Genomic DNA, 22,903 nt, shown 5'->3' on the forward strand with positions numbered 1-22,903 from the left:
AAGGTAGCCGTCGAAACGCGCCCCTCGGTCGAACGGCCGACCCGGGGCGCCGGATACCGGCCGCCGAGCCGAAGCCGATACCCCTTCGTCGAAGCGAAGCTGGCTTCATGAACGGATTCCTGGAGATCGCACTCGTCGTGAGCCTGGTGCTCACGATCGCATTCCTCATTGCGGGCACGGCGCTGCCCTTCATCGCACCCGAAGGGAAGGCCCGCCGATGAGGCCGCCCATGCTCACCGCCCGCTCGCTCACCAAGCACTTCGGAACCGCCCCTGCGCTCGACGGCGTGGACTTCGCCGTCGGCCCCGGCGAATCGGTGGCCGTGACCGGGCCCAGCGGCTCGGGCAAGTCGACCCTGCTGCACTGCCTGGCCGGGATCATGAGGCCCGACTCGGGGGAGGTGCGCCTGTTCGACGAACGCATCGACGCCCTCTCCGAGCGCCAGCGCAGCCACCTGCGGCGCACCCGCTTCGCGTTCCTGTTCCAGTTCGGGCAGCTCCTGCCGGAGCTTCCGGCTGAGGAGAACGTGGCGCTGCCGCTCATGCTCGGCGGCACCTCCCGCAAGGCCGCACTCGAACCCGCTCGCGCGGAGCTGCGGCGGCTCGGCTTGGAGGGCAAGGAGGACCGCCGTCCCGGAGAGTTGTCCGGCGGCGAGGCCCAGCGGGTCGCGCTGGCCCGGGCGCTCGTGGTCCGCCCGGCGGTGGTCTTCGCGGACGAGCCGACCGGTGCGCTGGACCGCGCGACGGGCGACCAGGTGATGGAGGTCCTGCTCGACACGGTCAGGGAGCTTGACGCGGCGCTCGTCGTGGTCACGCACGACCCGCGCATCGCGGCGCGCTGCACGCGGACCATCGAGATCCGCGACGGGCGCCTCAGCGGCACACCGCGGACCGGTGACGGCGGCAGGACCGGGTTCGACGAACCGGTCGGTGCGGGCCTGCGGGCCGGTTCTGGCCCGTCGGGCGCGAGCGCACTTCCGGTGCGGCAGAGTGGGAACGCTGCCGGGCCGGGAGCGGAAGGCCCCGGTTCGCATGCGGCGCAAGACGATGCTTCGGCGAGCCCGGTCGCGTTCGCCGCCGGATCGGTCGCCGCCGTGAACGCGGTGGGCCGCGGCGGTGAGGCGTTCGGACCGGGTCCGGCCCGACCCGGCGGTGGGGCCGGACCCGGTCCGGCCGTCGCGGGACCGGACGCGGGCGGCCAGGCGGCCGCGCCGCACATGCGCTCCGCCGGCCCGGGCTTCGGTCACGAGTCGGTCGTGGAGGTCTGGCGATGACCGAACTGGCCTGGCGCCTGACCCGCTTCGGCGGGCGCAGCGCCCTCTTGAGCACGGGCCTGACCGCGCTCGCGGTCGCCGTCGCGACGCTGCTGCTCCAGTTCGCCGTGGCCGGGAACTTCGCGTTCGACGAGCGCGCCGACCGCACTTCCTGGCGCGAACCGGCCGCGCCGACGGGCGAGGCCGGGGCGATCATCGCCACGGCCGCCGACCACTACGGCGGCGACTCGGTCACCCGCGTGGACCTCGCCGCGATCGGCGACGACGCGCCGGTCCCGCCGGGCATGGACGCGTTCCCGGCGCCCGGCGAGGTCTGGCTCTCCCCGGCCGCCGCCGACCTGCTCGAAGACGTCCCCGAATCCGATTTTCTCGCCCGCTACGGCGATGTCGAAGTCGCCGGAGAGCTCGGCCCGGAGGCGCTCGCGCACCCGAACGAGCTCGTGGCCGTGGTCGGCCGCGACGCCGCCGATCCGGTGATGACCGCCGAACGCTCCAACGCGGACTCGGTGTCCCCCATGGAGTTCAGCACTTTCGCGGGCGGCAGCGCGGACGTCGTCTACGGCTTCTACATGATCCTCATGGTGCTGGCCGCGATCCTCATGGCCGTGCCCGCCGCGGTCTTCGGCGCGGCCGCGGCCCGGCTCACCGTGTCGCGCCGCGACGAGCGGCTCGCGACGCTGCGCCTCATCGGCGCGACACCGGGCCAGGTCATGCGTCTCACCTTGATCGAGACGACGCTCGCGGCCGTAGCCGGGGCGCTGGCCGGGACGCTCGCGTGGACGGCGGTGACGCCGCTCGTCGCCCTGATCCCGATCGATGGCGGGCGCTGGTACGTCGGCGATCTGTGGGCCGGGGCCCCGTGGATGATCGCGGTGGCGAGCGCGGTGCCCGTGCTGGTGGCCGCTTCGGCGCTCATCGGACTGCGCAGTGTCGTGATCAGCCCGCTCGGGGTGGCGCGGCGCGTGAAGACCAAGGGCCTCAAGGCGATCCGTCTGGTCGTGTTCGCGGTGCTCGCGGTGGCGTTCATGGTCGGCACGAACTTCGTGGGCGGCGACATGATCGCCGTGGCGATCCTCATCGGCCTGTTCGCGGGGACGCTCGCGGCGGTGAACCTCGTCGGCCCGTGGATCGTCCAGCGACTCGGCCGGATCCTGGCGCGCACCGCGAAGGGCCCGGCCCGGCTGCTGGCGGCCCGGCGGCTCGCCGACGACCCGAAGGCCGCGTGGCGCGCGGTCGCCGGGGTCGCGATCGCGGGCTTCGTGGCCGGATCGGTCGCGATGTTCCCGATGCTCCAAGCGGATACGAGCACTCAGGGCACGGAGACCGTGGCGGCGATGGTCCCCGCGGATGAAGCGGATGCCCTCGCGGCCGGCCTGGGCGACCGGCTCGGCGACGCCGCGGAGGTCGCGGTGGTCGACTCCAGCGGGTACCTGACCGCCGAGGACGGCAAAGCGGTGATCGAGGCGACCACCACGGGCGCGGAGCTCGAAGCGGTGCGCAGCACCATGACCGCGGTCCTGCCCGGCGACGCGCCCGAACGGGAGGTCGACTCGAGCATCATGTCGAACCGGCTGATCGGCTCGGTGCGCACCGGCGTCACGGTGGTCCTCGCGGTGGTCTTCCTGACCGCGGCCGTCTCGGCGGCGATCAGCGCGATCGGCTCGGTCCTCGACCGCCGCCGCACCTACCGGCTCCTGCACCTCGCCGGGACGGAGCAGAAGGTGCTCGACGACGCCCGCCGCCAGGAGACCCTGCTGCCGCTGGGGATCATCGGCGGCGCGTCGATCCTCACCGGGATGGTCCTGACCTCGCCGGTCATCGGCGGCATGGGCTTCGACGCGAGCGGCGCGCTCATCCTCGGCGCCACGGTCGCCGCGGGGGTCGTGGCGGTCATCGCCGCCGGGGCCCTGTCACGGCCGCTCCTGCGCTCGGTCATGCACGACGTGAGCCCCCGGCCCGACTAGTTCAGCGGTATCGCGGCCCCGCCCGGCACCGGGCGGGGCCGCGGCGCGTCCCACGCCTGACGGCCCACTTTTCTTGTGGCCATCTTGACGAGGATCACATCCCGCTGGCGGTCGACGGTTTCCAAGTGTGATAGTTAGGGAAACCTAAGTTTCTCCCGACGAGGCCCGGCTCGCATGCCTCGTCGAGCGGGTGGGGCGAGCCGATACATGAGGAGCCCGAAGTGGCTGAAGGCCGAGGACGCAGGACCCCCATGGTCACCACCGCCGAAGTGCTGCGGACGGAGCGGGTCACCCCGCACATGATCCGCGTCGTGCTCGGCGGCGAGGGCCTTGACGGGTTCGACTGCGGCGACTACACCGACCACTACCTGAAACTCCAGTTCCCGGCCCCGGGCGTCGAGTACCCCGAGCCGTTCGACCTGGCCCGCATCCGCGAGGAGCTCCCGCGCGAGCAGTGGCCCGTCACTCGCACGTACACCGTGCGGCGCTGGGACGCGGCCGCGCGCGAACTGTGGATCGACTTCGTCTACCACGGCGACGAGGGCCTCGCCGGGCCCTGGGCCGCCAACGTCCAGCCCGGCGAGCTCGTGCGCTTCGTCGGCCCTGGCGGCGCCTACGCCCCGGCCCGCGACGCCGACTGGCACCTCCTCGCGGGCGACGAGAGCGCGGTCCCGGCCATCTCGGTCGCCGTCGAACGCCTCGACCCCGGCGCCCGCGCCCACGTCTTCCTCGAAGTCGAGGGGCCCGAAGAGGAGCAGCAGCTCAAGTCTGCGGCCGACGTCAATGTCACCTGGCTCCACCGCGGCGGCGCCCGCATCGGCGAGCGCCTCGTCGACGCCGTGCGCGGCTTCGACTTCCCCGAAGGCGACGTGCACGCCTTCGTCCACGGCGAGGCCGGCTTCGTCCGCGACCTGCGCCGCCTCCTCCGCTTCGAACGTGAGGTCCCGCGCGAGCGCCTCTCGATCTCCGGCTACTGGCGCCTTGGCCACGACGAGGACGGCTGGCAGTCCTCCAAGCCCGAATGGCGCAAGGTCGACGACGAGGACGAGGCCAAAGCCGCGGGTTCAGTGGCGCAGTAAGCGAATACGGCGAACGGGGCCTCGCATCCTGCCAATTTACGGCTCGCAAGCAGCCTCGGCGAAGCTTGCGAGCCGTAAATTGGCAACGCTGAGGGGCGCGGCCCCGTTGCTCATGCCGTCTTAGTCGGTCGTTTCGCTCTCGGTCTCGGCCGGCGTCTCCGTCGACGTCTTCCCCGGCGTCTTGACCCAGTCGGGGTTCTGGGTCATCCACTGGTCGAGCGTGTCGTTCTGGAGTGCGTCCCACAGCGCGTCGGCCGCCTCCTGCTCCGCGCCTTCGTGGGTCTTGACGATCGAGATCGTCTCGCCGCCCATGACGGTCTGGTCCGGCGTCGAGGGCACCTGGACGCTGGTGATGCTCTCGGGGTCGATGTCGCGCAGGTTCACCGCGAGGTCGGTGACGCTCCACTCCTCAGGCTTGTCGATCGTCAGCGAGTCCCCGAAACCCTCGAGGATCTCGGTCAGCTTGCCCGGATCGGTGAGGTAGCCCTTCTCCTTGAACGCCTTGAGCAGCGACTTGATCGCCTGCTGCTGCATGGCCTGGCGCCCGTAGTCGCCGCCGCGACCCTCTTCCCAGTCCGAATCCCAGGACCACCCGTAGCGCTGGCGGATGAGGTCGAGCGACTCGTCCTTGTCGTACATCGCGCAGCCCTTGGGGAAGGTCTGCTTGTCACCGTGGATCGACTGGATCTCGTGCCACGGGCACAGCTCGATCTCGCCGACCATGTCGACCAGCCCGAGGAAGCCCTCGAAGTCCACCGTCGCGCCCAGGTGGAACTGCACGCCCGTCAGGTCGTAGATCGTCTGCACGACGTTGGGGCGCGTCACCTCCCAGTCGCCGCTGATCGACGCCGAGTGGTTGATCTTGTTCTCGCACGGGTCGTTGTTGAACCCGGGCCCGCAGTCGGGGATCTCCACCCACAGGTCGCGGGGGAGCGACACCATCGTCGTCTCGGTCAGGTCCTCGTTGATGTGGACCAGGATCATCGTGTCCGAGCGGGTCGAGTCACCCTGCTTGTCGACGCCGAGCACCAGGATGTTCAGCGGCCCTTTGATCTCCTCGACCTCGGCCTGCGCGTTCCCGAGGATGTCCTCGGTCGGGACCGCGTTCTCCGCGGTGGTCGACGCGAATTGCGCCACAGCCGCGGTCGCGCCGGCGACGACCATCGTCAGGCCGCCCGCGTACATCATCAGGTGCGCCCACCAGGGCGCTCCGCTCTTGCCGGCCATGCGACTCCAAGGGTCGGTCCGCAGCATTGTCCATTGGAAGAAACGCTACGGTACCCGCCTGCGGTTGCACCGGCCCGCATTTTGTGGCGTGCAAGAAGGCGGGGCCGCGTCATCGCGCGGCCCCGCCTTTCAGTCTCTCCGGTCTTACTCGGCGGTCTCCTCGGCCGAGGCGCTTTCAGCGGGCTCGGTCGTCTCCGTCGCCGAGTTGCCGGTCTGCTTGACCCACTCCGGGTACTGGGTGATCCACTCGTCCATGGTGTCGTTCTGCATGGCCTCCCAGAGCGCGTCGGCGGCGATCTGCTGCTCGCCGTCGGCGATCACCTCAGAAGAGCCGACCTCGGTCTCCTGCGAGGTCGCCGGCACTCGGATCGAGGTGATGTCCTCGGGGTTGATGTCGCGCAGGTTCACCGCCAGGTCGATCGCGGTCAGACCCTCCGGCATGTCGAGGGTCAGCTTGTCGCCCAGGCCGTTCAGGACGTCGCCGAGCTTCCCGGGGTCCTTGTGGTAGCCGTCGGCCTTCAGCTCGGTGATGAGCGACTTGATCGCCTGCTGCTGCATCGCCTGGCGCCCGTAGTCGCCCCACAGGTCGTTCTCGTAGTCCTCGGGGTCGTCCCACGGGTAGCGCTGGCGGATGAGGTCGAGCGACTCTTCCTTGTTGTAGTAGGCGCAGCCCTCGGGGAAGGTCCGCTTGTCGCCGTGGATCGAGGTGATCTCGTGCCACGGGCACAACTGGATCTCGCCGACCAGGTCCACCAGGTCCATGAAGCCGTTGAAGTCGACCGTGGCGCCCATGTGGAACTGGACGCCCGTGAGGTTGTAGATCGTGTCGATGACGTTGGGCCGGGTCACGCCCTCCCAGTCGTCGCTGATCGACGCCGCGTGGTTGAGCTTCTGCATGCACGTGTCGTTGCCCCAGTCGGGCCCGCAGTCGGGGATCTCGACGTACAGGTCGCGCGGCAGCGACACCATCGACACGTCGGTGAGGTCCTTGTTGACGTGCACCATGATCATCGTGTCGGAGCGGGTCGACCCGCCCTGCTTGTCGACGCCGAGCACGAGGATGTTCAAAGGCCCCGATATGTTCTCGACGTCCATGTCGGCCTGCGCGTCACCGAGGAACTCTTCCTGTTCCAACGCGTTGTTCGCAGTGTTCAAGCCGATCTGCGTCACCGCCGCCGCACCTCCGGCGACGACCATCGTCAGACCGCCCGCGTACAGCATCATGTGCGCCCACCAAGGCGCCCCGCTTTTGCCAGCCATGCAACTCCAATGGTCAGGTCAGCATTATTCACCATGCATAACACTTCGATAAACGCGAGGGGTTGCACCGTTCGGGACCTGCGGTCGAACGTCAGCCGGCGGTCTCCCCATCGCTCGGCGACTCCTCGGCGGCCGACCCCCCGTCGACCGGTGCGGTCGTCGCCGCGCAGTCGGGTTTCGAATCGCCGCTGAGCCACTCGTCGTTCGCGCACGCCCACTCGTCGATGGTGTCGTTCGCGATGGCGTCCCACAACTCCGCCGCCGCGGTCTCCTCCTCGGTGCCCTCGTGGATCACCACGTACGAGGTCCCGTTGATGTCGCCCGCCGACGAAGGCGTGCCGATCGAGACGATCTCGGCCGGATCCACGTCGCGCATCTGCGTGATCAGGTCGATGAGCTGGTAGTTGCCCGTGTCCAGGGTCAGCGCGTCGCCGAACGTGGACAGCAGGTTCACCGCCTTCGTCGGGTCGGTCACGTAGCCCTGCTCCTTGGCCCGCTCCAGGATCTTCTTGATGGCCTGCTGCTGCATCTTCTGGCGGCCGAAGTCGCCCCAGATGCCCTGCTCGACGTCCTCGGGGGAGTCCCAGCCGTAGCGCTGGCGCACCAGGTCGAGGGCGTCCTTCTTGCCGTACTCCGCGCAGCCCTTGGGGAAGACCTTGTCGGTGTGGATCGACTTGATCTCGTGCCACGGGCACAGCTCGATGGTGCCCAGCTCGTCGACCATGTCGAGGAAGCCCTCGAAGTTCGCGATCGCGCCGCCGTTGAACTCGATGCCGGTGAGGTTCGTGATCGTCTCGGCCGTGTTCTGGAACGACTCGCCCCAGTCCTCGGAATAGGCGAACGCCTCGGTCAGCTTCGTCTCCGAAGCGGGCGTGCCCGAGGGGATCTCCACGTACAGGTCGCGCGGCAGCGAGATCATGCTGACCTGCGTCAGGTCCTTGTTGACGTGGACGATGATGTTCGCGTCCGTGCGCGCCTCGCCGCCGGCGTCGACGCGCTCGTCCGTGCCGAGCACCAGGAAGTTCAGGGGGCCGGTGATCTCGGCGCCCTCCTCGATCTCGACCCGCTGGTCGTCGAGGAGGTTCGCCTGGTTCACCGAGTCCTCGAGGGTGCTGACGCTCACCTGGGCCGCGATCGCGCCGCCGCCGGAGACGACCATGACCGTCGAGCCGACGACGACCATGGTCTTCGCCCACCAAGGCGACGACGCCTTGGCGGCGGCGTGTTTCATCGGGCTGCCCATAGCCTCTCCCGGAACGGTTCGTGGGGTGCCGCGGCGCAGCCGGGGGGAGGCTGGCACGCTTCGAGGGATACACGCGCAGCTCAGCTGCCGCGTTGCGTTCCACGAACCATAGAGCAAGCACTCCGCGTAGGCGATTCCTCTACCGCCGAGCGGCCCTGCGGGGCAGGGCGAAAGGGATAATCGACCAAAAAATAGTATGGCGCCCGCCACACCCAACGTGAGGGCCGCGGTAATGACCAGTTTGGCGACGCTCCATGGCCTCATCCCCACCACCCGGCCGCTCTCACCGTGGACCGCGACCATCCGCCGCCGCCCCCGATGCGGGTGGGAGACCAGCCACACCGGCAGCAGGACCAGGCGGTATGCCAGCCCCGAGTACGCCGTCTCGATGGTCGGCACGTGCTGCTCGTCCCCGCCCACCCGGTAGCGCACCTCCCCCTCCACCGCCGCGGCCATCCGGGCCTTCGCCAATTCCAGGCCGACCTCCGGCTCGATGTCGTAGCGCTGCACCCAGTACCCGTCGAGCATCCGCGCCTCGAACGGCACCGCGTCGTCGATCGTCCAGTCCCGCAACAGCTTCGATAGCGCTCGTCCCTCCAGCCGCGCCGTCGCCGCCACCGGCACCGCCGTGAAGTCCCGGTCCACGCGGCCCGCCGCCGGCAGCCAGCGGACCCCGCGCACCCGGCCGCCGCCCCCGGCCTGCGACCAGTAGTGCTCGCCCCGCGCGGCCTTGTACCGCGAGCGCGTCCGCGCGTCCCACACCCAGAACGGCAGGAACGCGCCCCGGAACGACTCCGACTCGTCGATCCGCCGGAACGCCCGCGGCGTGAACCAGCGCCCCCGCGCCCAATCCCGCAGCAGCCGCCGCGCCGTGGCCCGCTCGATCCGGAACGGCACGAGCGCATCGGGCGCGACCAGCATCTCCGCCGTATCGTCCGCGTACCGCAGCTTCGCCTTGGGCGGCAAAGCGACCCAGTCCGGGTCCTGCAACTGCCGCGACGCCGGGCGCCCGTGCACCCTCGTGCCACAGGAATCGCAGGCCAGCACGGTCGCCCCAGGGGCCACCGGCATCGGTTCACCACACGTATTGCAGGGACACGCAGGGAGCAAAGCCCACCATCCTTCCATTTCGGGCACTGCTGACACTTTATGCGCCGCAGCCCGGCCGTGGAGGAAAACGGTTAGGGCCCATACCCATTCGAGAACACAAGGAGGAATGCGGCCACGACGTGCGCCACTGGATATATCGGCTCCGCGGTGGCAGGATAGAGCGCGTGACGCCACGGAGGGGGATCACGTCTGCGCGTGATTATGCCGATCAGTATCGGCGTCTGCGTGCCCTCATGCGGTCGGGCCAGGTCGCGGAGGCCGTCGCCGAGGCCACGTGGATCGTTTACAACTCCGACACCGTCCACCAGCGCGCCCAAGCGTGGCTGTTCATCCTCCAGGGCCAGATCTCGCAGCGCGCCACCGACAAGATCCCCGGCACCATCGACCAGGCCGGCGCCGCCGTCTCGCGCTGCCAGGACCCCCGCCTCACCGGCAAGTACCACGCGCTCGCCGCCTGGTACTACCACCACTACATCAAGGCCCTCGGCCTCACCGCCGAGCAGCTGGTGCTCTCACGCCGCGCCCTCCAGGCGATGACCGAGGAGAGCCAGGCCGCCGTCGACGCCTGGTACGACCTCGCCGTGATCCTCTCCAACTGCGGCTACCAGCAGCAGGCCTCGCACGCGCTCGACGAGTGCCACACGCTCGCCGAGGGCACCGGCGTGGGCCGCTCTTCCGTTGAGGGCGTGGAGGTCCGGGTCCGGGACGCCCTGCTGCGCTACTACACCGGCGACGCGCGGGCCTGCAACTACCTGCTGCTCAAGGAGCTGCGCCGCGTCAAGCCGAGCCTGCACGAGCTCGACACGCGTGAACTCGAGTGGATCCACTACGCGCTGGCGCGGGTGAGCCTCCTGGGGGTCGGCGAGAACTGGTCGGTCGAGCATCTGCTGCCGGAGGAGACCTCCTCGGTGGAGGCGATGGATCTGCGCACGCTGGCGCGGGCTTCGCGGCTCATCGCGCAGGCGCGGGGCCTGGAGGCACTCGAAGTGCTGGAGGCGCGCGACATCGGGGACGAGACCCTCGGCGTGATGGAGCCGCAGCACCTCAAGTCGCTGGCGCTGGTCGCGAAGGGCGACCACGCGGCGTCGATCCTGGCCGCGCACGCGACGACGTACGCGCTGTACAAGCAGATCAACGAGTTCCATTCGATCTACCTGGATTCGGCCGGTGCCCTGGTGGACCGGGACCAGTTGCGGCGGGCCGTGGCGGGTTGGGCGGACCGGGCGAACACCGATGATCTGACGGGCCTGCCGAACCGGCGCCGCCTCGACGAGTTCCTCTCCGATGTGGACGGGGACGGGATGATCGCGGTGCTGGACCTGGACGGGTTCAAGGCGGTCAACGACACGCACGGCCACCAGGCGGGGGATGTGATCCTGCAGCGGGTCGCGGCGCTGCTGTCGAGCGTGGTGCGGACCGGGGACCTGTTGGCGCGCACCGGAGGCGACGAGTTCATCCTGGTGCTGCCGGGCGCGACCGAGTACGACGCGGACGCGGTCTCGCAGCGGATCCGGATCGCGGTGGGCAGCGAGAACTGGGAGTACTCGGCGCCGGGCACGCCGGTGGACGTCTCGATCGGCTGGGCTCGCCTGGTCGCCGGCGGCAACCCATCGCAGACGCTTTGGGCTGCCGACCAGGCGATGTATCAGATGAAGCGGTCTCGTAAGCCGTTCTTAACGGTCGGTTCGAGGTCCTCGGGCGTGGCGTTGCGGTAGTTGCCGATCCAGACGCGTTCGGGGCGTCGGCCGAGGCTGCCGCCGATCCAGGCGGCGAGGAGGCCGGCGGCGAAGCCCGGCAGCAGGGAGTAGACCCCGCCGGGCGAGTCGAGCGCCTCCCAGGTGACCACGGTGCCGGCGCCGGCGAGCATCCCGGCGAGTGCGCCGATCCAGGTCATGCGGGTCCAGTACAGCGACAGGATGATGATCGGTCCGAAGGCCGCGCCGAAACCGGCCCACGCGTAGGCGACGATGTCGAGCACGGAGCCGCCCTGGAGCGCCAGGGCGTAGGCGATGACGGCGACCGCGACGACGGCGGCGCGGCCGATCCACACCAGTTCGCTGTCGCGGGCCTCGCGGCGGGCGTAGCGGCGGTAGAAGTCCTCGGAGACGGCCGTGGAGGCGACCAGCAGCTGCGAGTCGGCGGTGGACATGATCGCGGCGAGGACGGCCGAGAGGAAGAGCCCGGCGATCCAGGGGTTGAACTGGTCCTGGACGAGGGTGAGGAACACCGTCTCGGGGTTGGCGAGCGGCTCCTCGATGAAGGCGATGCCGGCCAGCCCGATGAGCACGGCGGCGATGAGGCAGATGAGGACCCACGCCATGGCGATGCGTCGGGCGACGGGGATGTCCTTGGCCGAGCGGATGCCCATGAAGCGGGCGAGGATGTGCGGCTGGCCGGGGTAGCCGAGGCCCCAGGCCAGGAGCCCGGCTATGGCGACGAAGCTGAGCGTGCCGCCGGTGCCCCAGGCGCCGTCGGCGTAGCTGGCCTCGTCGATCCAGTTGAGCAGGTTCGGGTTGGTCCGCTCGACCTCGCCGAACATGGCGTCGAAGCCGCCGAGCGCGCCGATGGCCATGGCCGGGACGGCGACCAGGGCGATGAACATGAGGACGCCTTGGACGAAGTCGGTGAACGAGACGGCCAGGAAGCCGCCGAGGAAGGTGTAGACGACGACCACGAGCGCGGCGATGGTCATCGCCAGGGTCGCGTCGATGTTGAAGATGTCCTCGAAGAGGAGTCCGCCGGCGACCAGGCCGGAGGCGACGTAGACGGTGAAGAACACGAAGATGATGAGCGCCGAGACGATCCGCAGCAGGTGGGTGCGGTCCTCGAAGCGGGACTCGAAGTAGGCGGAGAGGCTGATCGCGTTGTGGGCGCGCTCGGTGTAGGTGCGCAGGCGCGGGGCCACGAACAGCCAGTTGAGGTAGGTGCCCGCTGCGAGGCCGATGGCGATCCACGCTTCGCCGATGCCGGCGGCGTAGATCGCGCCGGGCAGGCCCATGAGGAGCCAGCCGGACATGTCGGAGGCCTGGGCGGAGAGCGCGGCGGTCGGGGCGTTGAGCGAGCGGCCGCCCAGTGCGAAGTCGGCGAGGGTCTTGGTGCGCTTGTAGACCCAGATGCCGATGAGCACCATGACGATCAGGTAGGCGATGAAGGTCGTGACGATCGGACCATTGAGTTCGACCATTGGAGTACCTCGCAATCGAAGGTATTCGGGCAATGGCGCTTATCATACAGTGGTCTAGGCCGCAGAGGAACCGCTGTTTATGTCCCTCTAGCGCGCGAAAGTTCCATAGATCGCTCTCAATGCCCGTCTGGGTGGTCTGAGGCGAGTCTATTGGGAGTGTCTTCGCGAATCGGACATCTTGCAGGTCCGCGGCCCGCGCACCGGCCGCGTTCGGCGAGTGACGCCCGACGTCAGCCGCAGGGCGGGTAGATCGCGTCCAGGTCGACCCCGGCGACGGCTCCCGCGAAGCCCTCTTCCTCGTAGCGTGCGCAGGCTTCGGCGATGTGCTCAGTCTCGGAGGCGTAGTCGACGGCGAGGATGAGCTTGCCGGCGTCGCGGATCGTGCGCGTGTTGTCGAGGTTCTCGGCGCACCAGTCCTCGGTGCAGGGCTCGTCGGCGTTGAGGAAGAACAGCTCCTCGATGCCGATCCCGTCGATGGCGTCGACGTAGCCGGGGAACTCGCGCAGTTCGGGGGAGTTCTGGACGAGGATCCGGAGGTCCTCGCCCGCGTGCTCGTCGGCGGTGATGACGAGGTCGGCCATCTTCTGCGCCAAGGACTCCCGGGTCTCGCCGGGGACGAGCGCGAGGTCGATCTCCTCGTAGGCGTTCGGCACGTCGAGGTACACGCCGTCGTATCCGGCGGCGGCGGCCTGGTCGAGGCGCGGCGCCATGACGAGGTCCCACCACTGCTGGTCCCAGTACTTGACGAAGTACTCGTCGGGCCAGTCGCCCCACTGGTTGAGGACCAGGTCGGCCGCGGCGACGTCGGCGTGTTCGGGGCGGTAGGTCTCGATGGAGCCCATGGTGAAGTACGCGTAGACGCTCTTGCCGGAGTCTTTGAGGGCGCTGATCTCTTCGGCGGTGAAGTAGTCCTCGCCGCCGTCGCGGGCCAGGTCGATGACGGCCGCGTCGTGCGGGGCCGCGGCGAGGGCGTCCAGGCGATCGTCCGCATAGCCGGAGAGCTGGTAGATCCAGCTCGAGGGGGATTCGGGCGCCGCGGTCGGTTCCGCGTCGGCCTCGTTCACGCAACCGGCGAGGAAGAGCGGAAGCGCCAGCAGCGCCGCGTGAAAGCGTCTCATGTGGTGCAGTGTAGAAGGACTCAGAAGCCCTCGGCGATCGCTTCGGCGACGGCCTCCACCGCGAGCGCCCGCACCACGTCGACCGAGGCTTCCAGGTTTCCTGTCGAGGCCGCCACGAAGGCGTCGCCGTCCATCCTCGTGTGCACGGGGCTGATCGCCTTCGCGAGCCCGTCGTGCGCCCCCTGCGCGACCAGTGCGCATTCGACCTTGTCGAGCCGCGCGTTCGTGACGACGATGCCGATCGTCGTGTTCCGCCCGAACGATCCCATCGCGAAGCCCTCGGGCCGCAGCAGCTCGCGGTCCAGCGGCCCCGGTTCGCCGAACGCGTTCACCGCCGCGAGCGCGCACACCGCCACGGGACCCGCCCACACCGTGGCCGTTCGCAGTCCTGACGGGAGCGTCACGCCCCGCCACTGGCCCACCGTCGCGCCCCTGCCCGCCCCGATCGGTCCGTCCAGGGCCGGCTCGAACGGCGCCATGGCCGCATCGCAGGCCTCATACCCTTGGGCCGCGCCGGGAACCGTGCCGGAGCCGTCGAGGTCGAACAGCCCGAGTGTCGGCACGATCGGCACCGTCCCGACCGGGGTCGAGACGCCGCGGCCCTGCTCGGCGAGCCATTGCATCACCCCGTCCGCGGCGGCCAGCCCGAAGGCCGATCCGCCGGTCAGGAGGACCGCGTCGATGCCGGTGTTCGCGCGCATGGGATCGAGCAGCTCGATCTCCCGGCTGGCCGGGGCCCCGCCCCGCACCTCGCCCGAGGCGACCGTGGCCTCGTCGAACAGCAGCACCGTGCAGCCGGTGTGCTCGCCGGTCCAGTGGCCGACGCGAACTCCCAAGTCCCGCATCCGGACAGAGTACCGTCACGCGGCCGAAACCCGCTCGTCGAATTTCATAACCGAACGGTAACTAAGCTCTTTGTGGACAGTGTTGCGGGACACCTGTGACCCACGCAAAATCCCTGGATTTCCCGAATGCGCGCGCCTTAGCATTGATGACGAAGCCCAGGGAAGTAGGAGCGGGACGGTGAACCCGCAACCGCTCTCAAACCCAGGCCCGGAGGCGGTCCATAGCGGTCGCACCGGATTCCCGCCGTCGACAATGGCGTCATCGACGAGCGGTCCCCAGGAAAGATCCACGAACCGGCTTACCCTGCCGGGAAGGAATCATCATGAACGAGCTCGTAGGTGCATACCTCGCAGTCGACGCCGCCAACACCGTTGCCACCTCGGCCCTGCCGAACGCCCCGGTCGTTGACGACGGGCGTGCCGACAAGCCTTACGCTTTCGGCGTCACCCGCCCGGAGAAGGTCCGCCTCTCGACCGCCGGCGTGCTGCGCCGGGCGGCCAACCGCATCGAGGGCCGCGCCCTCGCCGGTCTGGCCCGCTAAGGATCCGAGGCGAGCGCGCCCACAAGGCGCCGGCCGAAGACTGCCAACTCGAACATCACTAGAACGCGACGCGCTGCGGCTTCTCAAGAGCCGGGCGCGTTTCGCTCTCCCGGAGGCGGGCCCGGCCGAAAGGCGGGGCCCGCCTCCGGTGTCGTTCATTCCCCGGACCCCGCATCAGCGTTGCGGCGGCGGGCGACCGCGAACAGCACCACGCCCAGCGCCGATGCGACCGTGGCGGCGTGCAACACCGCCGTCATCGAAATCCCAGTCGCCGGGAGCTGGGGCTGGGCCGCGTCCTCGACGTCGACGAGGATGTCGGCCCGGTTGTTCTCCAAGTCGTTCTCGAGGACCGGGGGCCAGCCGTCGGCGTCGGTGACCACGTCGGTCTCGATCCGTCCGCCGTCGATCGCGTCGGCGTCGACGATGTCGAGCGCCAGCGCGATCCCGCGCTCGGCACCGGCGTCGATGTACAAGGCGAAGCAGGCGAAGTCGAACCGCTCGAGCTCGGTCGCGGCGCCGACCCGCTGGTACTCCTCCGCGAGTTCCTCCTCGGATTCCAGGCACGTCCATTCCGGCCAGGGCTCACCGGGGCTGGTGATCCCGGTGAGTTCGAGTCCGTCGGGCAGTTGCCCGCGCAATGCGACAGAGCCGGGCACTTCCTCCGTCCAGAGTGTGTCCGCCGTGCCCAGGTTGGCGACCGAGGCGCCCGTGTCGACCTCCTCGCCTTCCCGGCCCGCGACCACGATGTCCTCCACCGCGAGGTCGTAAGGGTTCTCGGTGGTCTCGACGAGGATCTCACCGAATTCCTCGGGCCTCTCGCCGGACGAGGGGCCGTCCCACGAGCCCGCCGCGGTGAGCCCGAGCAGGTTGTCGGAGTCGGGGTCCCAGGTGGGCTCGCCGATGTCGCGGTCGAGGACCTCGGCGTTGACCGCGAACACGCGATAGTCGCACTTGCAGATGTCGACCGGGCCCGCCGTCTGCGAGTCGATCTCGTAGGTGACCGGGTCGGTGATCGTGACGGCGGAGTCGACCAGGTCCTCGAAATCGGTGATGACGCAGTACATGGTCTGCGGATAGTGCCGGCCCCAGCCGCAGTTGTCGTAGGGGGCGTCGATGCCGACTTGTGGGCGGATGAAGCCGGACCCGGCTGAGCCGGAGAAGTTGACGATGAGCGCGGCCGTGTCCTGCGGCAGCGGGTCCTCCTGGAACAGCGTGGGCGTCATCGGGATCGACTCACCCGGTTCGACTGCCGCGAAGGACAGGTCACTGTGGATGAACGGGAAGGCGACGCCGTCGTCCTGCGCGGTCGCGGGCTGCGCGAACACGCCGATGCCGACGGCGGTGAGGATCAGGACGGCCGTGCTTGCCACCGCGCGTCCGAGTAGGGGATTCGCTGTGGTCATCAGAGTGGCTCCCTCTGCCGTCCCCGCCGGGCGCGGGGGAGAAGAACAGGTACGTAACGGCAACGTGCGGCCGTCACCGTCTGATGCGGCCTCGAAGGTGAACTTCCGGTGAACGAGTGGCGCGCGAACGGGCCCCGGCCGAACGGCCGGGGCCCGTCGCTCTCGGTTTCCTTGCGAGTCGGGCAGGTTCGGCTACTCCGCGGCGTCGGCTTTGCGGCGGCGCGAGGAGAGGGCGAACAGGACCACGCCGGCCACGAGGACCAGCGCCGCGGCGCCGACGATCCAGATCAGCGAAACGCCGGTCTTCGGGAGCTGGCCCGAGCCGTTGTCGCCGTTGACGGTGATGTCGGCCGTGTCGTTCTTCGTGTCGCCGTCGGGGACGCCGGGGTAGCCGTCGTTGTCGATCGCGGCGACCTCCAGCGTGCCCTTGGCGTTCGAGTCGGCGTCGGTGATCTCCACGGTGAACTTGAAGTCGAACGACTCGTCCGCGTCGAGACTGTAGAACAGGCACACGAAGTCGGCGTTCGCCAGATCCGAATCCGGGAACGAGTCCTCGACGAAGGTGTCGTCGGGTTCGAAGCAGTTCAGGTCGTCGCCGTCGCTGTCGACCTTCACCAGCTCCAGGCCCTTCGGCAGCGTGCCGATGAGCCCGTACGAGCCGGGCCCGTCGAAGAACGAGGCGGCGTCGGCCGGGCCGAGGTTCTTCACCGGGACGGTGAGGGTGACTTCGTCGCCCTTGTCGCCCTTGGCGTTCGCATCCGAGACGGCGAGGTCGAACGGGTTCTCGGTGGTGCGGACGTCGATGAGGCCGGCCCAGCCGTAGTCGTCGGGGTCGTCGCCTTCGGACACGACCTCGAAACCGAGCTGGTCGCCCGTCTCGGTGTCGACGTCGCCGTACTCGGCTTCGAGCTCCTCGGCGTCGAGCGGGCGGACCTCGAAGCCGCAGCCGCAGACGTCGAGCGGTCCGGGAACCGTCTCCTCGACGGAGAACGAGATCGGGGCGTCCGGCGCGAACGTGGTGCCCACCGAATCCGCGAAGTCGGTGACGATGCAGGTGACCCCGCCGTCGCCGTTCCAGTAGCCGTCGACGCAATTCTCGTACGGGGCGCTCGCCTCGGCCATGCCCGAAAGCATGTAGCTCGGTTCGGACACGCCGTAGGCCAGGGCCACGGTGCCCTCGGGCAGCGGGTCGGTCTGCAGGAAGGCGGGTGCGGTGTCGGCCGAGCCGCCGGGCTCGATGTCGACCTGGGCGTAGCCGTACCGGAACGATTCGACCGAGTGCGCGGAGACCTCGATGACGTCCTCGACGGTCTCGACCGTCGTGCCGTCGACCTTGAACTCGACCGTGTAGTCGTAGTCGCCCGGTTCGGCCTCGAGGACGGCGGCGTAGAGGTAGTCGAAGGAGACGCTCTCGGCCGCGTCCTCGGCGCACTCGACCACGGTGCCCGTCGCATCGGGCGTGCAGTCGCTGTCGTCGCCGTCGTTCGCGAGCGTGAAGAAGCCCTCCGGCGCATCGATCGTGATCGTGGCGGAGACGGTGTGCCCCTCTTCGGGGAACGCTTCGGTGAAGATGATCTGCGCGGTGGCGAGCTTGGGATCATCGCCGACGGTGACCGGCGAGTAGTCCTCGACGAAGACCGCTTCGACGGGCGGGGTCTGGGCGGCGGCCGGGAGCGCGAACGCCCCGACGCCGAGGGCCGCCGCACCGAGCACGGCGAACGCGCGCCTTCCAGCGCGCAGAGGGTATGGCGAATGCATGGGTGTTTCCTTTGAGGAGAGACCTCTGCGCCGTGGTCAGGGGCGTATCCGGTCGAGGGACTTGATACCAACAAGACGCATCCGCCCGATGACCGGTTGCAACCGGATCTGAAAATCTTCCATACGTGCTTGAGGGCACAGCGAAAAGGGCGCCCGACCGTTACGGTCGAGCGCCCTGAGGCCGGTGGGTCGAAAGTGGACCTGTTAGGCCTTCCAACCCGGGATGGGGAAGGCCTTGCAGTGGTCGCGGATCTCCGCGGCCACGATCTCCAGCTCGTTGTCCTTGCCGTCCTTGGCAGCGGTCACGGCCCGGTCGATCCAGCCGGCGATCGCGTCCATGTCCTCCTCGAGCATGCCGCGGGTCGTCACCGAAGGCGTGCCGATCCGCAGGCCCGACGGGTCGAACGGCTTGCGCTGGTCGAACGGGACCGAGTTGAAGTTCAGCTCGATACCGGCGATGTCCAGGGCCTTCGCCGCCGGCTTGCCGGGGATGCCCTTGCTGGTGAGGTCCACCAGGATCAGGTGGTTGTCGGTGCCGCCCGAGACCAGGTCGAAGCCGCGCGCGCTGAGCCCGGCGGCGAGCGCCTTCGCGTTCTTCACGATCTGCGCCGCGTAGTCCTTGAAGGAGTCCTGCGCGGCCTCCTTCAACGCCACCGCGATCGCCGCCGTGGTGTGGTTGTGCGGGCCGCCCTGGAGACCCGGGAAGACCGCCTTGTCGATGGCCTTCGCGTGCTCCTCCTTGGTGAGGATCATCGCGCCGCGCGGGCCGCGCAGGGTCTTGTGCGTGGTCGTGGTGACGACGTCCGCGAGCCCGACCGGCGTCGGGTGCGCCCCGCCCGCCACGAGCCCGGCGATGTGGGCGATGTCGGCCATGAGCACCGCGCCCACCTCGTCCGCGATGGCCTTGAAGCCCGCGAAGTCGACGGTGCGGGGGATCGCGGTGCCGCCGCAGATGATCATCTTCGGGCGCTCGCGACGCGCGATCTCGGCGACCTCGTCGAGGTCGATGCGGCCGTTGTCGCGGCGGACCCCGTAGTGGACCGCGTCGAACCACTTGCCCGTGGCCGAGACCTTCGCACCGTGGGTCAGGTGCCCGCCCGCGGGCAGCCCCATGCCGAGGACCTTGTCGCCCGGGTTCAGGAACGCCATGTAGACGGCCAGGTTCGCGGGCGAGCCGGAGTACGGCTGGACGTTCGCGTGGTCGGCCCCGAAGAGGGACTTCGCCCGGTCGATCGCCAGCTGCTCGACGACGTCGATGAACTGCTGGCCCTCGTAGTAGCGCTTCCCGGCGTACCCCTCGGAGTACTTGTTGGTCAGGATCGACCCCGTCGCCTCCATGACCGCCTGGGACACGTAGTTCTCGGACGCGATGAGACGGATCTTCTCGGACTCGCGGCGGCCCTCGTTCTCGATGGCCTTCTCGATCTCGGGGTCGACGGCCGCGAGCGACGCGGTGAGGGCCTCGTAGGCGCTGGACATGCAATGCTCCTCGCTGATCGGCATGATCTCGCACGGCGACCGGGCAGGTGGCCTTGATGCCCCGAGCATAGCCGGGGTCAGGCTCGGCGAAGCTTGCGAGCCGTAAGTGTGTGGAGTGCCGGGACCCCCGCGTTTCCTCACCTGTGAGGCGGAGCCACCGCTTCTGAGCCGTGCACGAACACGGACTCCGGGGCGTATGCGGGCCGAAAGGACGCAGTCTGTCCTTACTCGATCGCCCGTCCGAGACTCCATTGCGTACACGCAGTACGGTGCGACGTATGTCACCTAGATCCGCCGCAAAGACCGTCGGCGCCGGCTTCGCGATCGCGGCCCTCGCCGCACTCGCCCAGCTCGGGCTGGCGTCCGGCTTCGACCTCCTCTCCTGGGTCGACGCAGCCCCCGACACCGCCGACTCCGTGCGCGACTACCGCCAGAACGCCAACCTCGCATGGGTGGCCTGGTTCTCGGCCGCCTCCTGCGTGGTCGGCGGCCTCGCCTCCGGCGCCATCGGCTCCCGCGCCGCCGCCCGCCTCGGCCCCGCCACCCGCGTCACCGCCGTGTTCGCGAGCGCCGTCGGCGCCTTCCTCATCGGCCCGCTCGTCTCGCTCTCCGCCGAACAGGGCGCCGTGTTCAACTCGTTCCCGACCAAACCGCTCATCGCGGCCGGGATCGGCGCGGCCGTCGGCTTCGCGCTGGCCCTCATCGGCCTCAGCTCCCGGTCGGTCGCCGTCAACGTCGGCGCCTCGGTCGTACTGGTGTGGGTCCTCGCGATCCTCGCCGTCTTCGTCGAGATCGGCGACCGGGTCTCGCCGGTCACCGAACTGGCGGTCTGGGGCTCGTGGGCGGGCCCCGACTCGGCCCTGGGCCTGCGCGGCTTCTCGATCGCGGTCCCGTTCGTGGTCGGCTCGGCCCTCATCGGCGTGGTCGTGGCCGTCATCGCCCGGCGCGGCCCCATCTCCAGCTCCGGCTACCGCATCGCCGCGGCCTCCGGCATCGCCGGGCCCCTCATCGTCACCGTCGCCCACCTGGTCGCCGGCCCCTCACGCGGCGACGACATCGAATCGATCTCGGTCATGTTCGTCGGCCTGTACGCCTCGATCGCCGGGCTCCTCGGCTCCCTCATCGTCTGCGCGCTCCCCAAGTCGGGCGGTCAGATCGACGACGCGCCGACCCGGCCCGAACCCCGCGAAGACCGCACCGGCCTCGTCGAGACCGCCCCCGGCTGGACCGTCCCCGAGCCCGACTCGGCTTACGACGACACCAACAAGGGCGACACCAAAGATCTCCCGGCGAAGGCCGACCCCGAAGTCGACTGGGTCCAGGAACTCAAGCCCGTCGAAGCGGGGGCGACCCTCACCGCCGACCCGGAGGTGAAGACCGAGGAGAAGCCCAAGCGCCGCGCCAGGAAGGCCACCGGCCGCAGCCGCCGCAAGCTCGGCTCGGACGACCCGCCACCCGAGGACCCCGCGTAGCGCCGCGCCGGGAAGGCCGCCGGCCGCAGCGGACGCCTCGGTACCCGAGGACCCCTCGCCAGGTAGGCCGCCGGCCGCGACCGACGACCCGCCACCCGAGGACCCCGCGTGATGAAATCTCGGGTTCGGGCGAGTGTCGGACCCGTGTGGGACAGTCATCCCATTTCTTCGGTAGGTCGGAGGTGGATGCGGGTGGGAAGGGGCACGCCCTATATCCGCACCCCCGCAGACGGCGCCGCCTGAGCGATCCCCCAACGGACGCAAGACGAAGGCCGGGACCCCAGGTCCCGGCCTTCGCCGTCGCACTAATGAACGTTCACGGGCCGCTCATACCTCCCACTCGTGCACCGGCCTGCCGTCCGCCGAACGCGCCGCATAGTCGAGCACCATGGCCCGCAACGCGTCCCGCCGCTCCAGCCGCTGCCGGTGCTCGGCCACCTGCACCCGCGCGACCTGCCAGGTCGCGCCGTTCACGCCCCGGCGGCACCGCGACTCGATCACCCCGAGGTAGCGCCCGATGTCCCGGCTGACCACGCCCATCGCCGCCAGTCCATCGGCGGCCGCCGGAAGCAGCTCCTCCAGAACCAGCGCACGCGCCGGGACGAGGCCCCGGCCGGGCCACCACTGGTCGGCGTGGACCCCGTGCCGCGCCGCCGAACGGAAGTTCGCCGCCGCCTGCGCGAAGTCCATCCGCTCGCTCAACGGCACCGGCGCGTTCGCGGCATGCACCACCAGGCCGTAGAAGAACGCCATGTTCGCGCAGATGTCCACCGTCGTCGGACCCGCCGCCACCACCCGGTTCTCCACCCGCACATGCGGACGGCCCAAATGGATGTCGTAGACCGGGCGGTTCCACCGGTACACCGTCCCGTTGTGGTAGCGCAGCTCCCGCAGCGACGGCACGCCGCCCGCAGCAGTCACCGCGAGCGGATCCTCCTCGTCGCAAAGCGGTAAAAGCGGCGCGAAATGCCGGTAGTTCTCGTCGAACAACTCCAGCACCCCGTCGATCCACCGCTCCCCGAACCAGGCCCGCGGCTTCGCCCCCTCCGCCCGCTGATGCGCCCGCCGCGTATCGGTGCCCTGCTCGAACAGGATCACCCGCGTCTCCGCCCACAACTGCCGGCCGAACAGGTACGGCGAGTTCGCGCCCATCGCCACCTGCACGCCCGCGATCGCCTGGGCCGCATTCCAGTACCGCCCGAAATCCTCCGGGGACACCTGCAGATGGAACTGCACCGACGTGTTCGCCGACTCCGGCGCGATGGTCGCCGACGTGAAGTCCACCGACTCAGCCCCGCGGATGTCGATCCGCAGATCCTCCCCGCGCTGCGACATGATCTGGTCGTTCAGGATCCGGTAGCGCTTCGTCGTCGACAGCGCCTCCACGTTCATGTGGTCGGTGAACAGGGTCGGCATCGTCCCGATCGGACAGACCAGCGCCCCGGCCTTGTCCGCGGCCTCCCGCACCTCCGACAGCACCGCCGCCATATCGCTCTCGTACCAGGAGATCCCCGCCCCGTCGAGCAGCCGCGGCGGCAGATTCAACTCGATGTTGAAGGCGCCCAATTCATGCTGCGCGCCATACAGCGCTTCCTCCTCGCCCGAGGTGTGCAGATGCTCCAGGACCGCATCGTTCGCGAACGCCGGATCCCCTGTCGGCTCAATGAGATCGAGCTCCAGTTCAAGGCCCGTCATGGGCCGGTCCCGGTCGAGCCGCCGGTCGTCGAGCAGCTGCGCGAGGGCCGTCCGGCCCGCCTGGAGTCTCGCCGTGTACGCGGGATGATCCCAGTGCCGCAAGGCAGGACCGGTCACCTCGTCCCCCATGTTTCCTCCCCAGGAATGAAAGGTCCATCAACCTTAAGACTTTCGGTCATGTGCTGGCTACCAAGGGAGAAGCACTTTCGTCCCGAATGGCGTGGATCGCGCTCATATTAGGGACCGGCAAC

The 22,903-nt window shown here is 69.5% G+C and carries 16 protein-coding genes; 6 read left to right on the forward strand and 10 right to left on the reverse strand.

The window, feature by feature from the left end:
* Positions 1–229 precede the first annotated feature (229 nt).
* From ACFO8M_RS19045 to ACFO8M_RS19055, 3 genes are all read left to right on the forward strand, one after another.
* Positions 230–1,273, forward strand: a complete 1,044-nt coding sequence (locus tag ACFO8M_RS19045) for an ABC transporter ATP-binding protein (RefSeq protein ID WP_387978451.1) — start codon at positions 230–232, stop codon at positions 1,271–1,273.
* On the forward strand, positions 1,270–3,237 hold the full coding sequence (locus ACFO8M_RS19050) for an FtsX-like permease family protein (RefSeq protein ID WP_387978453.1): 1,968 nt from the start codon (positions 1,270–1,272) through the stop codon (positions 3,235–3,237). Before ACFO8M_RS19045 ends, ACFO8M_RS19050 begins: the two co-directional genes overlap by 4 nt.
* A gap of 221 nt (positions 3,238–3,458) precedes the next feature.
* The gene (locus tag ACFO8M_RS19055) at positions 3,459–4,316 is read left to right on the forward strand and encodes a siderophore-interacting protein (protein ID WP_387978455.1); all 858 of its coding nucleotides are present in this window, start codon (positions 3,459–3,461) and stop codon (positions 4,314–4,316) included.
* Between the two features lie 120 nt (positions 4,317–4,436).
* Here ACFO8M_RS19055 and ACFO8M_RS19060 read toward each other — a convergent pair whose 3' ends face one another.
* The 3 genes from ACFO8M_RS19060 to ACFO8M_RS19070 all read right to left on the reverse strand — a co-directional run bounded on the left by ACFO8M_RS19060 (position 4,437) and on the right by ACFO8M_RS19070 (position 9,117).
* A complete protein-coding gene (locus tag ACFO8M_RS19060) occupies positions 4,437–5,543 on the reverse strand; it encodes an LCP family protein (RefSeq protein WP_387978457.1) in 1,107 nt (368 codons plus the stop codon).
* Positions 5,544–5,687: 144 nt separating this feature from the next.
* Positions 5,688–6,803 (reverse strand): LCP family protein, encoded by a 1,116-nt coding sequence (locus tag ACFO8M_RS19065; protein ID WP_387978459.1) that lies wholly within the window; start codon positions 6,801–6,803, stop codon positions 5,688–5,690.
* A 91-nt stretch (positions 6,804–6,894) separates the two neighbouring features.
* A complete protein-coding gene (locus ACFO8M_RS19070; RefSeq protein ID WP_387978461.1) occupies positions 6,895–9,117 on the reverse strand; it encodes an LCP family protein in 2,223 nt (740 codons plus the stop codon).
* 272 nt (positions 9,118–9,389) lie between these two features.
* On the opposite strand from ACFO8M_RS19070, the gene ACFO8M_RS19075 reads away from it, so the two are divergent.
* Complete coding sequence (locus tag ACFO8M_RS19075) at positions 9,390–10,871, forward strand: GGDEF domain-containing protein (RefSeq protein WP_387978463.1); 1,482 nt, start codon at positions 9,390–9,392, stop codon at positions 10,869–10,871.
* Here ACFO8M_RS19075 and putP read toward each other — a convergent pair.
* From putP to ACFO8M_RS19090, 3 genes are all read right to left on the reverse strand, one after another.
* A complete protein-coding gene (gene putP, locus ACFO8M_RS19080) occupies positions 10,802–12,340 on the reverse strand; it encodes a sodium/proline symporter PutP (protein WP_387978465.1) in 1,539 nt (512 codons plus the stop codon). The genes ACFO8M_RS19075 and putP overlap by 70 nt on opposite strands.
* 230 nt (positions 12,341–12,570) lie before the next feature.
* Entirely contained in the window at positions 12,571–13,458 is an 888-nt protein-coding gene (locus ACFO8M_RS19085) for an endo alpha-1,4 polygalactosaminidase (protein WP_387978467.1), read from the reverse strand.
* A gap of 20 nt (positions 13,459–13,478) precedes the next feature.
* Entirely contained in the window at positions 13,479–14,303 is an 825-nt protein-coding gene (locus tag ACFO8M_RS19090) for a P1 family peptidase (protein ID WP_387978469.1), read from the reverse strand.
* Between the two features lie 323 nt (positions 14,304–14,626).
* On the opposite strand from ACFO8M_RS19090, the gene ACFO8M_RS19095 reads away from it, so the two are divergent.
* On the forward strand, positions 14,627–14,845 hold the full coding sequence (locus ACFO8M_RS19095; protein WP_205325913.1) for a hypothetical protein: 219 nt from the start codon (positions 14,627–14,629) through the stop codon (positions 14,843–14,845).
* A gap of 155 nt (positions 14,846–15,000) precedes the next feature.
* Here ACFO8M_RS19095 and ACFO8M_RS19100 read toward each other — a convergent pair whose 3' ends face one another.
* From ACFO8M_RS19100 to ACFO8M_RS19110, 3 genes are all read right to left on the reverse strand, one after another.
* Positions 15,001–16,248 carry an LPXTG cell wall anchor domain-containing protein gene (locus tag ACFO8M_RS19100; RefSeq protein WP_387978471.1) on the reverse strand — a complete coding sequence of 416 codons (1,248 nt, stop codon included), beginning with the start codon at positions 16,246–16,248 and terminating at the stop codon, positions 15,001–15,003.
* A gap of 192 nt (positions 16,249–16,440) precedes the next feature.
* The gene (locus ACFO8M_RS19105; protein WP_387978473.1) at positions 16,441–18,006 is read right to left on the reverse strand and encodes an LPXTG cell wall anchor domain-containing protein; all 1,566 of its coding nucleotides are present in this window, start codon (positions 18,004–18,006) and stop codon (positions 16,441–16,443) included.
* A 204-nt stretch (positions 18,007–18,210) separates the two neighbouring features.
* On the reverse strand, positions 18,211–19,485 hold the full coding sequence (locus ACFO8M_RS19110) for a serine hydroxymethyltransferase (protein WP_387978475.1): 1,275 nt from the start codon (positions 19,483–19,485) through the stop codon (positions 18,211–18,213).
* Positions 19,486–19,763: 278 nt separating this feature from the next.
* On the opposite strand from ACFO8M_RS19110, the gene ACFO8M_RS19115 reads away from it, so the two are divergent.
* A complete protein-coding gene (locus ACFO8M_RS19115) occupies positions 19,764–20,957 on the forward strand; it encodes a hypothetical protein (RefSeq protein WP_387978477.1) in 1,194 nt (397 codons plus the stop codon).
* Between the two features lie 327 nt (positions 20,958–21,284).
* Here ACFO8M_RS19115 and ACFO8M_RS19120 read toward each other — a convergent pair whose 3' ends face one another.
* Positions 21,285–22,781 (reverse strand): glutamate--cysteine ligase, encoded by a 1,497-nt coding sequence (locus ACFO8M_RS19120; RefSeq protein ID WP_387978479.1) that lies wholly within the window; start codon positions 22,779–22,781, stop codon positions 21,285–21,287.
* Positions 22,782–22,903: the final 122 nt, after the last annotated feature.

Origin of the sequence: Glycomyces rhizosphaerae (assembly GCF_042647865.1) — a bacterium.
GTDB classification, from domain to species: Bacteria; Actinomycetota; Actinomycetes; order Mycobacteriales; family Micromonosporaceae; genus Glycomyces; species Glycomyces rhizosphaerae.